The organism is Sphingobacterium lumbrici, assembly GCF_006476045.1.
GTDB lineage: Bacteria > Bacteroidota > Bacteroidia > Sphingobacteriales > Sphingobacteriaceae > Sphingobacterium > Sphingobacterium lumbrici.
Genome location: NZ_SRZY01000029.1, coordinates 77,041 through 93,921, shown reverse-complemented (window position 1 = coordinate 93,921; position 16,881 = coordinate 77,041). Strand labels below are relative to the sequence as shown.

The window sequence follows — 16,881 nt, the reverse complement described above, 5'->3', positions numbered from 1 at the left end:
GTTTAATTTTTATTAATCATTTTTAACAGATCCTGATCTGAAATAACAGGAACTTTAAGTTTCTCTGCTTTGACGAGTTTAGATGGTCCCATTTTATCTCCGGCCACCAGGTAGTTTAATTTTGCAGAGATACTGCTTAGCATCTTACCACCATGAGATTCAATCAAAGCACTTAATTCTTCTCTTGAGAAATCAGCAAATACACCGGATATCAAAAATGTTTTTCCAGATAGGTTCTCGCCCGCTAAAAGGAGCTCTTTTTCTTCTATAGCAAAATTTAAGCCATATTGCGCCAGTTTATCGAGTTCGGTGAGATGAGTGTCCTGATGTAAATACTCATACACACTTTCTGCAATCCGGATTCCGGCATCTTGGACATTCGCTATATCTTCGATACTGGCATTTTTTAGATTATCAAGTGATTTAAAATGTAGCGCCAGTTTTTTTGCCACGGTTTCACCCACATGCCGGATTCCTAACGCAAACAAGACTTTTTCAAAAGGTTTTTCCTTCGATTTTTCCAATCCGGCAATCATATTCTCAATGGACTTTTGACCAAATCTTTCCAGATGGACTAATTCATCCTGTCGGGTAGCTAGTGAATACAGATCTGATATGCGTTGAATTAAACCCAATCGATAAAAAGTCTCAATGGTTTCTTTGCCCAATCCTTGAATGTCCATCATCTTGCGTCCGATAAAATGTTGCATTTTACCAACGATCTGCGGTCGGCAACCGTCTTCATTCGGACAATAATGTACCGCTTCGCCATCACGACGAATTAACGTAGCGCCACATTCGGGTTCGGGGCATGTCGTAGGATAGATGATCGCCGTAGCGTCTGCAGGTCTTTTTTCGGGATTAACGGCTATGATTTTTGGAATGATTTCCCCCCCTTTTTCTACAAAGACTGTATCTCCCGTATGTAAATCCAACCTAGCTATTTCATTGGCATTATGAAGTGTGGCACGTTTTACCGTAGTACCTGCCAATAAAACAGGTTGTAAGTTGGCTACCGGTGTTACCGCGCCTGTACGACCTACTTGATAACTTATGCTGTTAAGAATCGTTTCTACCCGTTCGGCTTTAAATTTAAAGGACGTAGCCCATCGTGGCGATTTTGCTGTGAATCCCAATTCCTCCTGATAGGCGTATTCGTTTACTTTGATGACGATTCCATCAATATCGTATGTCAACTGGTGTCGTTGAATATCCCAATAATGAATAAAATTTAGCACTTCATCTATCGAAGTACATAATCTTGTTTCATCGCATACCGGAAATCCCCATTCTTTTACTGCTTGAAGGCTTTCCCAATGTGTAGTGAAAATTTTATTTCTATTTTCGATATACAAGAAGTAAAGGAAACAATCCAACGGTCTTTTTGCAACCTCGCCCGAATCTTGAAGCTTGATCGTTCCCGAAGCAAAATTTCTTGGATTTGCATACATTTGCTCTCCAATATCTTCCCGTTCTTTATTGAGCCTTAAAAAAGCTGATTTATGCATAAATATTTCCCCCCTAATATCGAAAGAGGCTGGGTATGCTGCTCCGGTTTTTAATTGATGGGGGATGCTCCGGATAGTTTTTACATTGTTGGTTACTTCATCACCCTGGGTGCCATCGCCACGCGTGATAGCCCGGGCTAGTTTACCGTTTTCAAATGTGATAGATATCGAAAGCCCATCAAATTTGAGTTCACAGACGTAATCTACAGGATGACCTATGGCTTTCTGTACCCGCTCATCAAAATCCCTAAGCTCCTGCTCATTATAGGTGTTGCTCAGCGATAGCATTGGCCAGCGGTGTGCCACGGTGTTGAATTTGGAGGTGATATCTCCGCCCACTTTTAATGTTGGAGAGTTGGGGTCTCGATATTCGGGATACTCGTTTTCTAATGCCTCTAATTCTTTAAGTTTTGTGTCGAAATCAAAATCAGAAACGACAGAATTTGCCAATACATAGTACTGGTAGTTATACGCATTTAGTTCTGTTGTTAATTTTAAGATTCTATCTTGAATATCTTGCGACATAGCTTACGAAAATAAGAAATTTTAAGGGGAAAATGATTTTAAACTACATGTTTTAGTCCATTAAAATTTAGCGATAGAAGTTTGGGATTATTAAAATTCGGCATCGCTAGTTTTTATAAAAATTATCCGCAGAAAGATTGCTGTATTTTTGTATTTTGTTCGTGTAAAAATCCAAAATTATGCATTTTTTATAAAGTCCTGCTTTATTTTCTATTGCATTATATTTTCTTCTTTTTAACACTGTTTTAAAGAAATACATGAAAAAATATTGGTGGGCACGGCTTACAGCCCATGCGTCTCGCGGTTTGCCTTCGGCAAGAAAATGTAGCAATGCAACAAGATCCAGCCACAAGCGAATCCAAATAACTGCTAACGCATGCCAAAAAGGAAGGTTTTTCTGGAGCATAAGTAGATTATTACGGAAATTAAGATAAGTCTTTTGGGGGTTGCTTGTATTTAGTGTTCCGCCACCTACATGATATACAACAGAAGCAGGGGTGTACCCAATTTTATAGCCCATTTTTTTGAGTCGCCAGCATAGGTCAATCTCTTCCATGTGCGCAAAAAAATCAGCGTCAAATCCACCTGCTTCATGCCAGGCGCTCGATTTAATAAAAAGTGCAGCTCCGGTTGCCCAAAAAACCTCATTTTCCACATCATATTGACCTTCATCTTTTTCGGTAATACTGAGGATACGCCCCTTACAAAAAGGATATCCGAAGCAATCGATATGCCCCCCGGCAGCGCCGGCATGCTCGAAATGATCCCGTTGATGATAGGCTTTGATTTTAGGTTGTGCAGCTATAAAGTCTTTTTTCTGCATCAGTTCAATAACCGGCTCTATCCAAGAAGGAGTTACTTCCACATCCGAATTAAGCAAGACAAAATAATCAGCTTCCACCTGTTGAAGTACCTTATTATATCCACCTGCAAATCCATAGTTATCATCGTTTTGTATGATGCGGATTGTTGGATAATATTCGTTGACAAAGGCTACAGAATCATCTGTAGAGGCATTGTCTCCGATAATAAATTCAATATTAGGGTAAGTACTATTGTACACGGAAGGCAAAAATTTCTCTAAGAAAAATTTACCGTTCCAATTTAATATGACAACAGCAACTTTAGGATATTCTATCATTTTTTAGTTGTTCTTGTTCTTTTCCAACGGCGATGTGTCCACAACCAATATGCAGGTTCTTCACGAATCATTTTTTCTGTGAATTTATTGTGTATCTGCGTTATTTCATGTTCTTGGTATACCGAGGGATTTTCTACTAAAGTAGTAAATTTACAATAATAATGACCTCTTTTTTCTTTCCTGCCGATGTGACAGTATACTATCGGATTTCCGGTTAGTTTAGCAATACGTTCGGTGCCGGTATGAACCAATGTATCTTGATTCAAAAAATCCAAAAAATAGTCGGAATCTTGATGGAGGGGAGTTTGATCGGCTACAAACATGCTCATGTTTAGTTGATTTTTTAACTTTATCAGGTGACGTAGAATTTGTTTCATAGGTACCATTGTCGCGCCGAATCGTGTACGTACTTTATTGTGTACCTGATCAAAACATTTGTTGTTCAGTGGTTTGTAAATGATAAGGCAAGGGTGTTCCGTCATAATCGACATACGGTAGATTCCCAACTCCCAATTTCCATAATGTGCTGTCACGCCGATTACAGATTTTCCGGCTTCAAAATGCTTGTACACTTCTTCGGGATTTAATAATTCAATACGATTGATTACTTGTTGTTTTGTAATGGTTCGCATTTTTAAAGCTTCTACTATGATATCGGGAAAATAACGAAAAAACTTCTTCGCAATCTGCTGAATCTCAACTTCTGATTTCTCCGGAAAAGAGTTTTTTAAATTGGTAATAACGACTGGTTTTCGATATTTTACACCGTAATAAATGATGAAATATAAAAAATCAGATAGAATGTACAACACCCAAAAAGGCAATAAAGAAAAGCTAAATAGTAAACCTGAAACAATCTTTTTATTCATCAATACGGTTTGAAGTATATGATTTCGGATACAAACTTAGATAAAGTTGTATATAAAAGCTATTTTTGTGCCATAATTTATAGTTAATTTTAGTTTATGTTCAGTCAACTCTTATTATCGGCAACTTACCTTCCTCCGGTATCTTATTTTCACGCAATCTATCAACATGATCTTCCTGTTGTTTTGGATCAATATGAGCACTACCCAAAACAAACGTACCGTACCCGTGCGAAGATAGCTACCGCAAGTGGGATCCTGGAACTGTTTGTTCCCATAGTACATGGTCGCAAGGAGCACGTAGCTATGAAAGATATCCGAATCAACTATGATCACGATTGGCAGAGATTACATTGGCAAAGTATACAGACTGCATACCGAAGTTCGGCATATTTTGAGTTTTATGAGGATGAGTTTGAAGCGTTTTATAAAAAAAAATATGAGTTTTTGTTTGATTATAATCTGTCGCAGTTGGAATTAATCCTTAAGTTATTGAAGGTTAAGAGAAATATTTCCTTTACGGATAGTTATGAGAAGGTTCCTTCCGGAATGTTGGATTACAGAGGTCTTATCCATCCCAAAAAGCCGTCTGTTTTTGAAATATCAAAGCCATATTATCAAGTATTCAATGATAGGACAGGTTTTATCCCCGAACTGAGTATTATAGATTTGATTTTTAATCAGGGGCCACAGAGCAAAAGTTATTTATAGCATTTAAGTTCCTTCTTCCAAACTTTTTGGTGTAATTTGTTGTTCCATAACAAACCATGTAGAAGATTGATGAAAAGTCTATTTGTTATTCTGGCTATTGTTTTTTCGTATAACCCTTGTTTTTCACAAAGCGGAACGGATACGCTACATTATAAGAAAGTGTATTATTTCGCAGGTACGGGAATTGGTATTCCACTGGGCAAAACGAAAAACGTACTGTCTTCAAAGTTGTTCGCAGGGAGCATGGGATTAGATATTGCGTTAAAGAATCCACGGTACTACGTTTATCCTGCTTTGTATTTGATGTCGTTTAACTATGACCAATTGATAAATGATTCCGACTATAATCGAATAGTTGAAAATGGCAGGTCCAATTTTTATATGCTTAGCCTTGCCGGAGGCACACGCAGGCAATATGATTTATTGAATACTTATGCATACCTGGGGCCGACAATAGGTTTGGTTAATGAGCCCCGCGCTAATGACGTAGGGAATAAGGTCGTTATGGAAAGTAAATATTCCATGACATTTGGTACTAAATTGGGAGTAGGTGCTGATTATAAATTCAAAGGTTTTTTCCTTGGTGCGGAAATAGGGTATCTGTACAATGTAAATAAGATACAAGGTAATCCGGTCCATGTGTTAACAGTTATGGTGGGCTTAAAATCAGATATCACCCGATTAGGTGAAAAAGTGGTCGATATATTGCTGCCATCTAAATAAGTAACTTTTCGTCATCGGTGATTGCTCGGAGAATTCGACACGGATTGCCTACAGCTACTACATTTGCGGGAATATCTTTGGTAACCACTGATCCCGAGCCGATAACTGTATTGTCACCAATAGTTACACCAGGGTTGATAACCGTATTGCCGCCAATCCATACATTGTTACCGATTGTAATCGGATTAGCGTATTCCAGCCCGGAGTTACGCAATTCATGATGAATCGGATGCCCGGCCGTGAATAAAGAGACATTCGGTGCTATCATCACATTGTCGCCAATGCGAACCGGGGCACAATCCAAGATGGTGAGATTATAATTGGCGTAAAAATTTTCGCCGATTTCAATATTATAACCGTAATCGCATCGGAAGGGAGGTTCTATGTAAAACATCTTTCCTGTTTTACCCAGGAGATCTTTTAGATTTTGTTTTTTTGCCTTTATCTGTTTAGGTTCCAGTTGATTAAACCTGTGGCATAATGTCTGCGCATGTATTCTGTCTTCAGAAAGTGTTTTATCAGTTGCAAAATAGGCTTCTCCGTTGAGCATTTTTTCCTTTTCAGTGGTCATGTAGCGAGTAGATGTTAGATAATAGATATGAGACTTTAGATAGTAGTAATGAACTCCCGGCAAAGATAATAAGAACAACTAAAAAAAGACTTTTTAATATTGGTACGGTGCTTCAGTTGTACCTGACTCGATATAATGAGGGGGATAATCGATAGTCTTTCACGTAATATTAAGTATCTTTGCGCATGGTTTTGAATATGCAAAAAATATCTGATTATACAGTTAGTGTCATAGGGAGTGGTAGTTGGGCTACCGCGATGGTCAAGATGTTAGCGGACAATAAATTAGAAAAAGAAGTTTTTTGGTGGGTACGTAGGGAAGAGGATGTGGAATACATAAATAGATACCGGCATAATCCGACTTATCTTAGTGCAGTGGAGGTAAAGTTAGATAAGGACCATGTGTTGTCCGATGCGCGAAAAGTAATACAGTCTACCGATATTGTGATTTTAAATACACCTGCATCGTACTTAAAGCTTGCACTAAAAGGGGTAGAAAAACAAGATCTGGAAGGGAAAATTATCGTTTCGGCTATTAAAGGAATAATTCCTGATGAAAATTTAATCGTTGGAGAATACCTTAATCAAAGGTATGGCATCCCGTTAGATCATATTGTCGTAATAGGTGGGCCCTGTCACGCCGAAGAAGTATCTCAGGAGAAGCTTTCTTACCTCACCTTTGCCTCTAAAGATCTAAATAAGGCACGAATCGTTGCAAATTTGCTATCTAACAGATATATCAATGCCAATATTTCGGATGATGTCTTGGGCGTTGAATATGGTGCAGTCTTAAAAAATATATACGCCTTGGCCGGAGGGATCTGCCACGGATTGGGGTACGGAGATAATTTTCAAGCTGTATTGGTTTCAAATGCCATTCGGGAGATGGAATATTTTGTACAGGAGATTGATCCCGCCGACCGCGAAATAAACGCTTCCGTCTATCTTGGCGATCTCTTGGTAACTGCCTATTCGCAATTCAGCCGCAATCGTACCTTTGGTAATATGATAGGTAAGGGGTACACCGTACAATCTGCTCAGCTGGAAATGAATATGGTCGCCGAAGGATACTATGCTTCTGATTGTATCCAGAGCATCATCCATAAAAATGAGTTAGAAATGCCGATTTGTAATATGGTATACCAGGTATTATACAACCACCAGCCAGCTACACTTGAAGTGTCAAAATTAGCTGAAAAATTAACATAGCAATGATTTCAAAAGGACATATAGCAGATACCTACAAGACTATACAAGATGAAATTACGCAAGCCTTGGAAAAGTTGGATGGAGGCGCAAAATTTCAGGAAGAATTATGGGAACGTGATGGCGGTGGCGGTGGTCGCACGCGGATCATGCAAAATGGAAATATCATTGAAAAGGGGGGCGTCAATTTTTCAGCAGTACACGGCAAACTGCCTGCAGCGATTAAGAAAGCTTTCGGGGTTGAAGAAGATGAATTCTTCGCCACAGGAGTTTCCATCGTTATTCATCCCAATAATCCGCATGTTCCGATCATCCACATGAACATCCGATATTTTGAACTAAATGAACAGACCAGATGGTTTGGTGGTGGTATAGATTTGACCCCACATTATGTGGTACAGGAAGATGCCTGTTTTTTTCATCAACAGCTTAAATCGGTTTGCGACAAACATCATCCTCATTTTTATTCCGATTTTAAAGCCTGGGCCGACAACTATTTCTTTATCAAGCATCGTGATGAAACGCGGGGCATAGGAGGAGTTTTTTACGATAAACTGACACCTGAAAAAACCGGATTGACCTTTGAACAGATTTTTGATTTTTCGTGTGATTTAGGTCGTATATTTGCACCTACTTATACAGACCTGGTAAATAAGCACCGCACACGTGATTTCAGCCAACGCGAAAAGGATTGGCAGTTGCTGCGTCGCGGTCGTTATGTCGAATTCAATTTGGTTTACGATTCGGGTACTAAATTTGGATTAGAAACAAATGGACGTATTGAATCTATATTGATGAGCTTACCCGCACAGGCAAATTGGTATTATGATTTTAAAGCCGAACCAGGGTCGGCAGAACAAGATACTTTAGATTTATTAAAAAAAGATATCAATTGGGTGAACTAATTCACACATACATTAGATGGTAAATTTCAACAGATTTAAATTGGATAACGGCCTCAACGTATTGGTACATGAAGACCATACTACAGCCATGGCAGTTGTCAATATTTTATACAACGTAGGTGCTCGCGACGAGTCTCCTGAACAAACAGGATTTGCTCACCTTTTCGAACATTTGATGTTCGGAGGGTCGGTTCATATTCCGGATTACGATAGTCCTTTGCAACAAGTCGGAGGAGAGAACAATGCCTTCACCAGCAATGATATTACAAACTACTATTTGACGCTCCCGGCCAATAACCTGGAAACCGCTTTTTGGTTGGAAAGTGATCGGATGTTAAGCCTAGCATTTAGTGAACAAAGTCTGGAAGTGCAACGGCAGGTGGTTTCCGAGGAATTCAAGCAACGTTACCTCAACCAGCCATACGGCGATATGTGGCTGCGGTTACGGCCACTAGCCTACAAAGTGCATCCCTATCGCTGGGCCACTATTGGTAAAGAGTTGAAGCATATTGAGGATGCCAGGATCGAAGATGTTAAAGCATTTTTTAATAAATTTTATACCCCAAGCAATGCCATTATGGTCGTGGCCGGAAATGTGCATTTCGAACAGGTCAGATCATTAGCTGAAAAATGGTTTGGAAATATCCCTGCAGGTATTCCGTATGATCGAAATCTTCCGCAGGAACCCGAACAGCTGGAAGCAAGAAGGGAAGAAGTAGAAGCCGATGTGCCCGTAGATAGCCTATATATCGCATTTCATGGCCCGGGGAGGCTGTCCGAAGACTACCAGACCATGGATTTAATGTCCGATATTCTTTCCAGGGGAGCCTCTTCTCGTCTATATCGTTCGCTGATAAAAGACAAGCAATTGTTTAGTGAAGTCAATGCGTATGTGATTGGAAGTATCGATGATAATCTTTTTATCGTAGAAGGTAAACCATCGGCCAATGTTTCCCTTTCTGACGCAGAAGCTGCTTTATGGGAAGCATTAGAGAACTTGAAAGCGAAAGAGGTAGAAGATAAGGAATTGGAAAAAGTAAAGAACAAGATTGAATCCACTATGCTTTTCGCTGAGTTGTCAATCCTCGATAAGGCGATGAATCTGGCATACTACGAATTATTGGGAGATGCGGCCGATTATAACAAAGAAGTCGGTAAATATCTGTCCGTCACCAAGGAGAACATCCGAAAAATAGCGAATCAAATTTTTAGAAAAGAAAACTCGTCAACTTTGATATATCACGCGAAAGGAGAGCAACATGCTGAATAGATTTGCTGCTCCCGAATTCCAGACTATTAAGGACCTTACGTTGGTTCATCCGGAGTCTGTCGGATACACTAATGGATTAAAAGCTTTTGTTTTTCAGGCAGCAGAGCTCGATTTAATAAAATTTGAGTTTGTATTTGACAACGTATTTGATGATGCTGAAAATCCACTGTTAAACACAGTACTTTGTTCGATGCTCAAAGAGGGAACAAAGACCTATACCAGTGCCCAGATAGCGGAACATATTGATTTTTATGGTGCCTATTTGATGCCTGAATACAGTTTTGACCATACTGCGCTGACGTTATATACCATGCACAAATATGTGGATAAGGTGTTGCCCTTGGTCAAAGATATTTTAACGAATAGTATCATGCCGCAGAAAGAGCTGGATACCTATATTCGTAATAACAAACAGTCTTTACTGATTTCATTGCAGAAGAACGATTTTGTTGCCCGGCGCTTATTTTATCAACAGGTATTTGGTACTACACGGTACGGAGTGGTTCCGACACCGGAGACCTACGATACCATTGGTAGGGAAGCGCTTTTGGAACTCTACTATAAACAGTTTAGGCCGAGCAACTGTACACTCTTTATCGCCGGAAATGTAGATAATGCGGTACTTGGATTGGTCGATGAATTGTTTTCTGACGATTGGGGTACAGCGCCCGGGATTGTACAACCGCATTCCCTTCAACTGCTTATACCAGAAGGTAAGCTTATTTTGGAATCGAAAACAGAAGCGTTGCAATCCGCCATTCGTATGGGTGGATTGATGATAAATAGAACGCATGCTGATTTTCCGGCAGTCCAGTTTGTAAATACCTTACTGGGCGGTTTCTTTGGTTCCCGTTTGATGGCAAATATCCGTGAGGATAAGGGCTATACCTATAGCATAGGTTCGGCAGTAGGGAATTTGAAATATGGAGGTTTCTTTACCATCGCTTCAGAAGTGGGCACAGCGGTAACAAAAGCTGCCTTGACAGAGATTGAAAATGAATTCGAGAATCTTCAACAACGTCAACCTTCGGTAAAGGAAGTGGAGTTGGTGCGTAATTACTTGTTGGGTGTTATGTTGGGGTCATTAGAAAGTATATTTTCGCACGTCGATAAGTTTAAGGCAGTTTATTTTTCGGGACTGGATTTAAGTTATTACAGCTACTATAATAAGGTGATACAAGAAATAACACCGGCTAACGTGCAGGATATTGCTATACGTTATTTTGACTATTCTAAATTAGTGAAAATCGTCGTGGGCAAAATGGATTAGTCCGGATGTGTGGTTATCTTACCCGGAAATCTTTCGGCATATTGCAGAACAAGGCTTGTCATGTAATAGTTACTCGTGCAGCGGTCTTGTTCTGCTATTAAATCTTCCAATTGGCCAGCCTGATTTGAGGCATCAATAAAACCAAAAGCATGCAGCGTGTTGTTTTTATAATAGATGTAAGACTTTTCATCCAGATGTCGCCCCTGGTCCACTAATAGAAATGTACTTTTTTTTCCATTAACGTAATCAATTGCCTGCTGTACCCTTTCGTTGTATTCTTCTACAGAAGGCAAATTGTCATAGGCCACTTTGTGCTTTATTTCAGCGGCCGTCGAATAAAAAGAACATATTTTGGTATCGAGGTTGAACTGCTCTATAAGCTGCAGAAGGAGTTGGTTTGCATCAGAAGCTCTTTCGAAATATTGCACCGCTACTGCGTTTTTACTGAATTTGGAGACCAATAGACGCAGATATCCTTTCTGGTCTTCATACTGCATCAAGCAAAATTTGGGTTCATACTTTTTCAGTGCGCTGTTATGCGGAGGCCAGTGCTTCTTTATCATCTGGCATTCCATGAGTAAAGCCATGAGTTCAGTTCCGCTTTCTTCGAAGTCTATGGAACAGATCTCACTGATAAAAGCCTGTCGTCTTAAGGTGCCGTTATTGCCTGTAAAATGACTTAACACGCGCTTCTTAATATTGATAGCTTTGCCCACATAGACGATTTTTCCATGTTTATCCCGAAAGATATATATACCGGCCGATTCGGGTAATTTTAAAAAATCCTCCTCATCGATATGTGTCGGAAGACGATGTTCCTTTGTCTTTTTGAGGGTAGATAAAATGAGTCCTTCTTTATCCTCACGTAGTAATTTTTCGAACAAAATCACTGTTGCCTGTGCATCACCCATAGCTCTGTGTCTATCCTGTATATCGATTCCGAGATTTTGACACAATTTGCCCAGGCTATAGGACGCTAGATTAGGGATTATCTTGCGGGCAAGCCTAACAGTACATAACTTAGGGGCTTTCCAGTTGAACCCGGCTAATTTGAGTTCCTGAAAAATAAAAGAATAGTCGAAGTTGACATTATGGGCTACAAAAATACGCTTTTCTAATAATGCCAATATCCTCGGTGCGAGTTCATGAAAACATGGGGCATTTTCGACCATCTTATCACTTATTCCGGTCAATACCTGAATATGATAGGGGATAGGTTGATGTGGGTTTACTAAAGACTGGAATTTTTCAATCAGATGTTGTCCATTATGCACAAGGATTGCTATTTCGGTAATCCCATTTCCTCCTGCATAAGAGCCCGTAGTTTCTATATCGACAATAGCATATTCCATGGATACAAACGTACTAAATATTTTAGTGTTTTTATGCGGGTAGGTTGATTAAGTTGTGTGACGATAAATTATATTGTTGTTAATTTTACTATAGGATTACGTTAAGCAAGAAGATAGGTTATCCTATTTTCCGATCAATCAGCTCACGGATGGCGACCGAAGCTATTGCACCTCCGAACGCTGCCGGCAGGTAGGACATGGTGCCATACGCTGATTTTTTATAGTTACTTCCGTCTGTGTACAACAGAGACGACTTGTCAGGCAGCTCGGTTGAAAAGGCAACTTTTACCCCTTCACGTATATCGTGTTTCTGCAATTTTTTACGAATATGGCGAGCAAGTTTACAGTTATAGGACTTACTGATATCCGCAATCTTAATTTTTGTTGGATCCACTTTACCTCCTGCGCCCATAGAACTTACGAAAGGGATTTTTTCCGCATAAGCAGATCGGATTAAAAATAATTTAGGGGTGATACTGTCTATCGCTTCAACGATGTAATCCGGTTTTAATTCCAGCAGAGCGGGAATACGTTCGGGAATTACAAACTCTTCTACTACGTTCAGTTTTAATTCGGGGTTAATATCCAATAACCGTTCTTTCATAATTTGTGCTTTGGATACACCGTGATTGGTCGCCAAAGCCGGAAGTTGCCTGTTACGGTTAGTAGGATCTACAGTGTCCCCATCGATAACGGTCATTTTACCTACCCCCGCACGACAGATAAATTCTGCTGCGAATGAACCTACACCGCCTAATCCCAATACCATTACATGCGAGTTGGCTAATTTCTCTAATGCTTCGCGTCCTATCAACGCCTCTGTTCTTGATAACCAAGATAAATCTTTCATAGTTATAAATAGGAATACTTAAATACGTTTTGAAAATTTTGTGCCAGTTGATTTCTGAGTTGATCCATCGAAATTTTACGGACGGCGCAAAAATACGTATAAATATCTACTATACTAATAGATTTATCATCAGTTTCTAAGAGTATTTTATCCAGCGGCAGATCGGTAATTAAATTATTTTTAGCCCCTTTCAGCATATCAGCTCCCAAACTGATCAGATAGCCTTGCTTTAATAGGGGGCGTGCTAAGGCTATATTTTTATTAAAACCGTGAAAAATCACCGGAACAGCCACTTTTTGTTGCAGTAGTATCTGGCAGATCTCCTGATAGGCATGTACACAATGGATGATCAAGGGCTTACCTACATCATTTGCCAATTGTATCTGCTGTTCAAAACACCTGATTTGTTTATCCCACTCCGTTTCAGTGAGTTTATCCAATCCGCATTCTCCGATGGCGAGTACGTTGCCCCTTGCTGAATATGTTTCCAACGCTTTGTATTGCTTGTCAAAATCAAAATCAATATACCGGGGATGTATACCTACAGAGCAGACAGCAGAAGGAAAATAATCTTTGGCGACTATGCAGTTTTGCAGGGACAACACGTCGTCTCGTTCATCTCTACTGTGTGTATGGACATCTATATATGAGATACGCATCTATATAATTATAAAAGAGCTAAATCGCCACCTTATATTTTTTAAGAAAGTTAGTAAAAAAAACTTACCCAAACCAAAGATATCCTTTTTTTAAACATGATTTGATGATATATGTGTACTCTCAAACTTAACGAATTTGCAATCTAATCACAAGTAATTGTGTCTTACGTCATTATCTACGCTATTTATTCTTATTTTTTAATTTTATATTATTGATTTTCAGATGTTTGTGAGTTGTTCTGGTTCCGCAAGAAAGGTCAGGAATATTATATTTTGAGCTGTCTTACCGCACGAGGTAATCTGTTCGTCCTACCTACTTTTGATTAAACGAAAGACATAACAATAATTTAATAATTATTAATATGAAATATATGAACACATCACGATTAAAAACGAAAATTTCCCTGCTTGGCGCTTTGCTTTTTGTAGGCTTGTTGTCCATTACAACTACCTTCGGACAAACCAGATATACCGGCAATAGTGGTAACGTCACTATCGATGGTACATCTACACTCCACGAATGGAATATGAAGTCGTCCAATGGCCAGACTCATGTAACCATGACGTTAAAGGACGGTCAGATCGCAGACATTTCTGCATTGAGTTTTACCATAGATGCTACCAGCCTAAAAAGTAATAAATCAGGATTGGATAAAAATGCCTACAAAGCATTGAATACATCAGCGAATAAAAATATAACGTATAAGGCTACATCGGGTACGGTTAGCAAATCCGGTAGCAATTATATCATCAAAACCAATGGTACGTTGACGATAGGAAGTACATCAAAACCGTTGGCCCTGTCATCCACAGCTACTGTCAATTCGGACAATACTGTTTCAGTAAAAGGGAGCGCTACATTCAAAATGTCAAACTATGGAGTTACTCCACCTACAGTGATGATGGGCACCATCAAAACAGGCGATGAAATTACGATTACATACGATACAAAATTGAAAAACTAAATCTTGTTAACGATAAAATATACTATTATGAAATTTACAAATTTACTATCACTATGCGTCCTTTCAATGTTACTAAATCCGCTTGCGGGTCTGGCACAAGAGGAGAAAGAAGTTGATAAATTCATGACCTTTGGAGAACCTGCATTTTTCAGGTCATACGACAAAAAAGGTATCCATGTATTTGAAACGACAAAGGATGATTACGATAAGCCCTACACCGGTAGAAAACTTAATTTGGGTGCAGGTTTTACCATGCAGTTCCAATCCTTAAAAAATGAGAATCCGGGAGCCTTGAATAGCGGTCCTGCAGCGGTAAATGCATTAGCTCCACTAAAACCGGGCTTCATGACCTCTCAGGCTAATTTATATATCGATGTACAACTGGCAGATGGTATCCGAATGAACCTTACAAACTATTTGTCGTCACGTCATCACAACGAATTCTATGTAAAAGGAGGATACCTTCAAGTTGATAAGATTCCTTTTATAGAAAGTGATTTATTGGATAATCTGATGCGGTATACCACCATCAAGGTAGGGCACATGGAAATCAACTATGGTGACGTGCACTTCCGCAGACCTGATGGCGGACATACATCCTATTCCCCCTTTATGGAAGGTAATATCATGGATGCGTTCGCAACCGAGATGGCTGCTGAGGTCTATTTACAGCACAATGGTTTATTTGGTATGGTAGGTTTGTCCAATGGTATGATCAAAGGTAGTGTAGATTCCCTGGCGACCAATACAGATGAAACCGATAAACGCAATCCTTCCATTTATTTTAAAGGAGGTTTCGACAAGCAAATAAATGATATTACACGTGTGCGTTTATCAGGCAGCTTGTACCACAATTCCGGAACAAACGGGACAGGTTTAACCCTTTATGCAGGCGATCGCACAGGGTCAAACTATCAAAATGTCATGGAGCAATATTATACAGCGGCCGGTGTTGCTAAAGCAGGTACCGCAATGTATTCGTCAGGACGGTTTAATCCTAATTTAAACGGTAAACTCGATGCTGTAATGATTAATGCATTTGCAAAAATTGAGGGATTTGAACTTTTCGGAACGTACGAAATTGCCAAAGGTTATGCAAAAAATGAAGGATTAACCGATGGCGAGGTGGAAGCACGCACAGCTAATCAGTTTGCCATAGAAGGGGTTTATCGTTTTGGAAGCTACGAGAACTTTTTCGCCGGATTAAGATATAATAAGGTACAATCCGAGTTGTATAACCATGATGAAAAGGTGAATATCGATCGCCTTGCCGTGGGAGCGGGTTGGTTTATGACAAAGAATATCATGGTAAAAGGCGAGTATGTTAATCAGAAATACAATGATTTCAACAATACAGACTATCGCCACAATGGCAAATTCAATGGGATCGTATTAGAAGCTGCTATATCATTCTAAAAAAATACACTATCATAGTGGCGTATCTCATAAGGATATGCCACTAATTAATATAACGATTACTTGTTGTTACGATGAAAAATTTAATACTCTTGGTTGTTTTTATTCTCAGTAGCTCTTTTGCAGAATTTCCTACCACAAAAAAAGAGTATACTTTTAAGGTAATGCGCAACAGTTATATCATTATTAATGGCAGTTCGAATGTTAATAAATTTGGATGTAAAGTCATGAAACCGACCGAGACCAAGCCATTAAAGGCTGTCATTACCTCCGATTATAAAGTTAATCTTGATGGAGCTATTCGTGTAAAGGTAGACGAGTTCGACTGTGAGAATAATATCCTGAATAAAGATTTGAGAAAAACACTGAAAGCCGAGAATTATCCTTACATGACGATCTCGTTCAAATCATTGGATCAGATTCCTTTTACAGAAGGAGAAGATACCGTAACCGGAACCATTATTATTGAATTGGCGGGTACCACTAAAGAGTTTAAAATTCCCCTTTCATTCATCAAAAAAGGAAATATCTATCAAATGAAAGGGAGCAAATGCTTCACTTTTGCAGATTTTAACCTTTCACCACCGAAGAAGATTGGTGGGCTCATTAAAGTAAAAGACGAGTTTCAGGCAACTTTCATGCTTTCACTCCAGAATCAGTAAACATTTTTTCCATTTTACGCTCAAAATATCTGCAAGGGGAGCTGCCGTTTAACCAATACGGATTTAAACCTGTCGTGACAAATCTGTTTACTCGCAGTTGACAATTTTGTCCAGGACGTATCCCATTTCAGGTATTACCCCGTCAACCTGTTCTTCTTCCAATGGGTATTCGATGAATTCCGCACAGGACGTTAATCCACCGAAAAGTACCACTACAAGTCCTATTTTAAGTAAGTTCATAAATTAATCTTGATAGCTAAAGATATGTAATATTATCTATTT

General features: G+C 39.3%; 17 protein-coding genes. 9 read left to right on the top strand and 8 right to left on the bottom strand.

Annotated elements, in window-relative coordinates:
* Positions 1–2 precede the first annotated feature (2 nt).
* The 3 genes from ligA to E4F24_RS11330 form a co-directional block, all read right to left on the bottom strand.
* Positions 3–2,033, bottom strand: coding sequence for an NAD-dependent DNA ligase LigA (ligA, locus tag E4F24_RS11340; protein WP_140938847.1), 2,031 nt, complete (start codon positions 2,031–2,033; stop codon positions 3–5).
* Between the two features lie 106 nt (positions 2,034–2,139).
* Positions 2,140–3,174 carry a glycosyltransferase family 2 protein gene (locus tag E4F24_RS11335; RefSeq protein WP_140938845.1) on the bottom strand — a complete coding sequence of 345 codons (1,035 nt, stop codon included), beginning with the start codon at positions 3,172–3,174 and terminating at the stop codon, positions 2,140–2,142.
* On the bottom strand, positions 3,171–4,043 hold the full coding sequence (locus E4F24_RS11330; RefSeq protein WP_140938843.1) for a lysophospholipid acyltransferase family protein: 873 nt from the start codon (positions 4,041–4,043) through the stop codon (positions 3,171–3,173). Before E4F24_RS11330 ends, E4F24_RS11335 begins: the two co-directional genes overlap by 4 nt.
* Positions 4,044–4,139: 96 nt before the next feature.
* Between E4F24_RS11330 and E4F24_RS11325 the strand changes: the two genes are divergently transcribed.
* Both E4F24_RS11325 and E4F24_RS11320 read left to right on the top strand, forming a co-directional pair.
* Positions 4,140–4,751 (top strand): WbqC family protein, encoded by a 612-nt coding sequence (locus E4F24_RS11325; protein WP_140938841.1) that lies wholly within the window; start codon positions 4,140–4,142, stop codon positions 4,749–4,751.
* Between the two features lie 69 nt (positions 4,752–4,820).
* On the top strand, positions 4,821–5,474 hold the full coding sequence (locus E4F24_RS11320; protein WP_140938839.1) for a hypothetical protein: 654 nt from the start codon (positions 4,821–4,823) through the stop codon (positions 5,472–5,474).
* On the opposite strand, the gene E4F24_RS11315 is transcribed toward E4F24_RS11320, so the two are convergent.
* Positions 5,467–6,045, bottom strand: a complete 579-nt coding sequence (locus tag E4F24_RS11315) for a sugar O-acetyltransferase (RefSeq protein WP_140938837.1) — start codon at positions 6,043–6,045, stop codon at positions 5,467–5,469. The genes E4F24_RS11320 and E4F24_RS11315 overlap by 8 nt on opposite strands.
* Positions 6,046–6,242: 197 nt before the next feature.
* Here E4F24_RS11315 and E4F24_RS11310 point away from each other — a divergent pair, with 197 nt between their 5' ends.
* From E4F24_RS11310 to E4F24_RS11295, 4 genes are read left to right on the top strand one after another with little or no spacing between them, the layout of a single operon-like run.
* Complete coding sequence (locus E4F24_RS11310) at positions 6,243–7,253, top strand: NAD(P)H-dependent glycerol-3-phosphate dehydrogenase (RefSeq protein WP_181182454.1); 1,011 nt, start codon at positions 6,243–6,245, stop codon at positions 7,251–7,253.
* Between the two features lie 2 nt (positions 7,254–7,255).
* Positions 7,256–8,155 (top strand): oxygen-dependent coproporphyrinogen oxidase, encoded by a 900-nt coding sequence (gene hemF, locus E4F24_RS11305; RefSeq protein WP_140938835.1) that lies wholly within the window; start codon positions 7,256–7,258, stop codon positions 8,153–8,155.
* 16 nt (positions 8,156–8,171) lie between these two features.
* Entirely contained in the window at positions 8,172–9,425 is a 1,254-nt protein-coding gene (locus E4F24_RS11300; protein WP_140938832.1) for a M16 family metallopeptidase, read from the top strand.
* Entirely contained in the window at positions 9,415–10,695 is a 1,281-nt protein-coding gene (locus E4F24_RS11295) for a M16 family metallopeptidase (protein ID WP_140938830.1), read from the top strand. The genes E4F24_RS11300 and E4F24_RS11295 overlap by 11 nt, the downstream gene beginning before the upstream one ends.
* Here E4F24_RS11295 and E4F24_RS11290 read toward each other — a convergent pair.
* The 3 genes from E4F24_RS11290 to E4F24_RS11280 all read right to left on the bottom strand — a co-directional run bounded on the left by E4F24_RS11290 (position 10,692) and on the right by E4F24_RS11280 (position 13,556).
* Positions 10,692–12,047 carry an exonuclease domain-containing protein gene (locus E4F24_RS11290; RefSeq protein WP_140938828.1) on the bottom strand — a complete coding sequence of 452 codons (1,356 nt, stop codon included), beginning with the start codon at positions 12,045–12,047 and terminating at the stop codon, positions 10,692–10,694. The two genes, E4F24_RS11295 and E4F24_RS11290, sit on opposite strands and share 4 nt — an antisense overlap.
* A 118-nt stretch (positions 12,048–12,165) precedes the next feature.
* A complete protein-coding gene (locus E4F24_RS11285) occupies positions 12,166–12,897 on the bottom strand; it encodes a tRNA threonylcarbamoyladenosine dehydratase (RefSeq protein ID WP_140938826.1) in 732 nt (243 codons plus the stop codon).
* A gap of 2 nt (positions 12,898–12,899) precedes the next feature.
* Positions 12,900–13,556, bottom strand: coding sequence for a TatD family hydrolase (locus E4F24_RS11280; protein WP_140938824.1), 657 nt, complete (start codon positions 13,554–13,556; stop codon positions 12,900–12,902).
* Between the two features lie 371 nt (positions 13,557–13,927).
* On the opposite strand from E4F24_RS11280, the gene E4F24_RS11275 reads away from it, so the two are divergent.
* The 3 genes from E4F24_RS11275 to E4F24_RS11265 all read left to right on the top strand — a co-directional run bounded on the left by E4F24_RS11275 (position 13,928) and on the right by E4F24_RS11265 (position 16,599).
* Positions 13,928–14,521, top strand: coding sequence for a YceI family protein (locus tag E4F24_RS11275; RefSeq protein WP_181182453.1), 594 nt, complete (start codon positions 13,928–13,930; stop codon positions 14,519–14,521).
* Positions 14,522–14,548: 27 nt separating this feature from the next.
* A complete protein-coding gene (locus tag E4F24_RS11270) occupies positions 14,549–15,937 on the top strand; it encodes a hypothetical protein (RefSeq protein WP_216629168.1) in 1,389 nt (462 codons plus the stop codon).
* Positions 15,938–16,011: 74 nt separating this feature from the next.
* Complete coding sequence (locus E4F24_RS11265; protein ID WP_140938820.1) at positions 16,012–16,599, top strand: YceI family protein; 588 nt, start codon at positions 16,012–16,014, stop codon at positions 16,597–16,599.
* Positions 16,600–16,686: 87 nt separating this feature from the next.
* On the opposite strand, the gene E4F24_RS13825 is transcribed toward E4F24_RS11265, so the two are convergent.
* On the bottom strand, positions 16,687–16,839 hold the full coding sequence (locus E4F24_RS13825) for a hypothetical protein (protein ID WP_181182452.1): 153 nt from the start codon (positions 16,837–16,839) through the stop codon (positions 16,687–16,689).
* Positions 16,840–16,881: the final 42 nt, after the last annotated feature.

Excerpts from the sequence above, each read along its gene's own strand:
- ligA (WP_140938847.1), bottom strand. The coding sequence starts at position 2,033 with ATGTCGCAAGATATTCAAGATAGAATCTTAAAATTAACAACAGAACTA.
- E4F24_RS11335 (WP_140938845.1), bottom strand. The coding sequence starts at position 3,174 with ATGATAGAATATCCTAAAGTTGCTGTTGTCATATTAAATTGGAACGGT.
- E4F24_RS11330 (WP_140938843.1), bottom strand. The coding sequence starts at position 4,043 with ATGAATAAAAAGATTGTTTCAGGTTTACTATTTAGCTTTTCTTTATTG.
- E4F24_RS11325 (WP_140938841.1), top strand. The coding sequence starts at position 4,140 with ATGTTCAGTCAACTCTTATTATCGGCAACTTACCTTCCTCCGGTATCT.
- E4F24_RS11320 (WP_140938839.1), top strand. The coding sequence starts at position 4,821 with ATGAAAAGTCTATTTGTTATTCTGGCTATTGTTTTTTCGTATAACCCT.
- E4F24_RS11315 (WP_140938837.1), bottom strand. The coding sequence starts at position 6,045 with ATGACCACTGAAAAGGAAAAAATGCTCAACGGAGAAGCCTATTTTGCA.
- E4F24_RS11310 (WP_181182454.1), top strand. The coding sequence starts at position 6,243 with ATGCAAAAAATATCTGATTATACAGTTAGTGTCATAGGGAGTGGTAGT.
- hemF (WP_140938835.1), top strand. The coding sequence starts at position 7,256 with ATGATTTCAAAAGGACATATAGCAGATACCTACAAGACTATACAAGAT.
- E4F24_RS11300 (WP_140938832.1), top strand. The coding sequence starts at position 8,172 with ATGGTAAATTTCAACAGATTTAAATTGGATAACGGCCTCAACGTATTG.
- E4F24_RS11295 (WP_140938830.1), top strand. The coding sequence starts at position 9,415 with ATGCTGAATAGATTTGCTGCTCCCGAATTCCAGACTATTAAGGACCTT.
- E4F24_RS11290 (WP_140938828.1), bottom strand. The coding sequence starts at position 12,047 with ATGGAATATGCTATTGTCGATATAGAAACTACGGGCTCTTATGCAGGA.
- E4F24_RS11285 (WP_140938826.1), bottom strand. The coding sequence starts at position 12,897 with ATGAAAGATTTATCTTGGTTATCAAGAACAGAGGCGTTGATAGGACGC.
- E4F24_RS11280 (WP_140938824.1), bottom strand. The coding sequence starts at position 13,556 with ATGCGTATCTCATATATAGATGTCCATACACACAGTAGAGATGAACGA.
- E4F24_RS11275 (WP_181182453.1), top strand. The coding sequence starts at position 13,928 with ATGAACACATCACGATTAAAAACGAAAATTTCCCTGCTTGGCGCTTTG.
- E4F24_RS11270 (WP_216629168.1), top strand. The coding sequence starts at position 14,549 with ATGAAATTTACAAATTTACTATCACTATGCGTCCTTTCAATGTTACTA.
- E4F24_RS11265 (WP_140938820.1), top strand. The coding sequence starts at position 16,012 with ATGAAAAATTTAATACTCTTGGTTGTTTTTATTCTCAGTAGCTCTTTT.
- E4F24_RS13825 (WP_181182452.1), bottom strand. The coding sequence starts at position 16,839 with ATGAACTTACTTAAAATAGGACTTGTAGTGGTACTTTTCGGTGGATTA.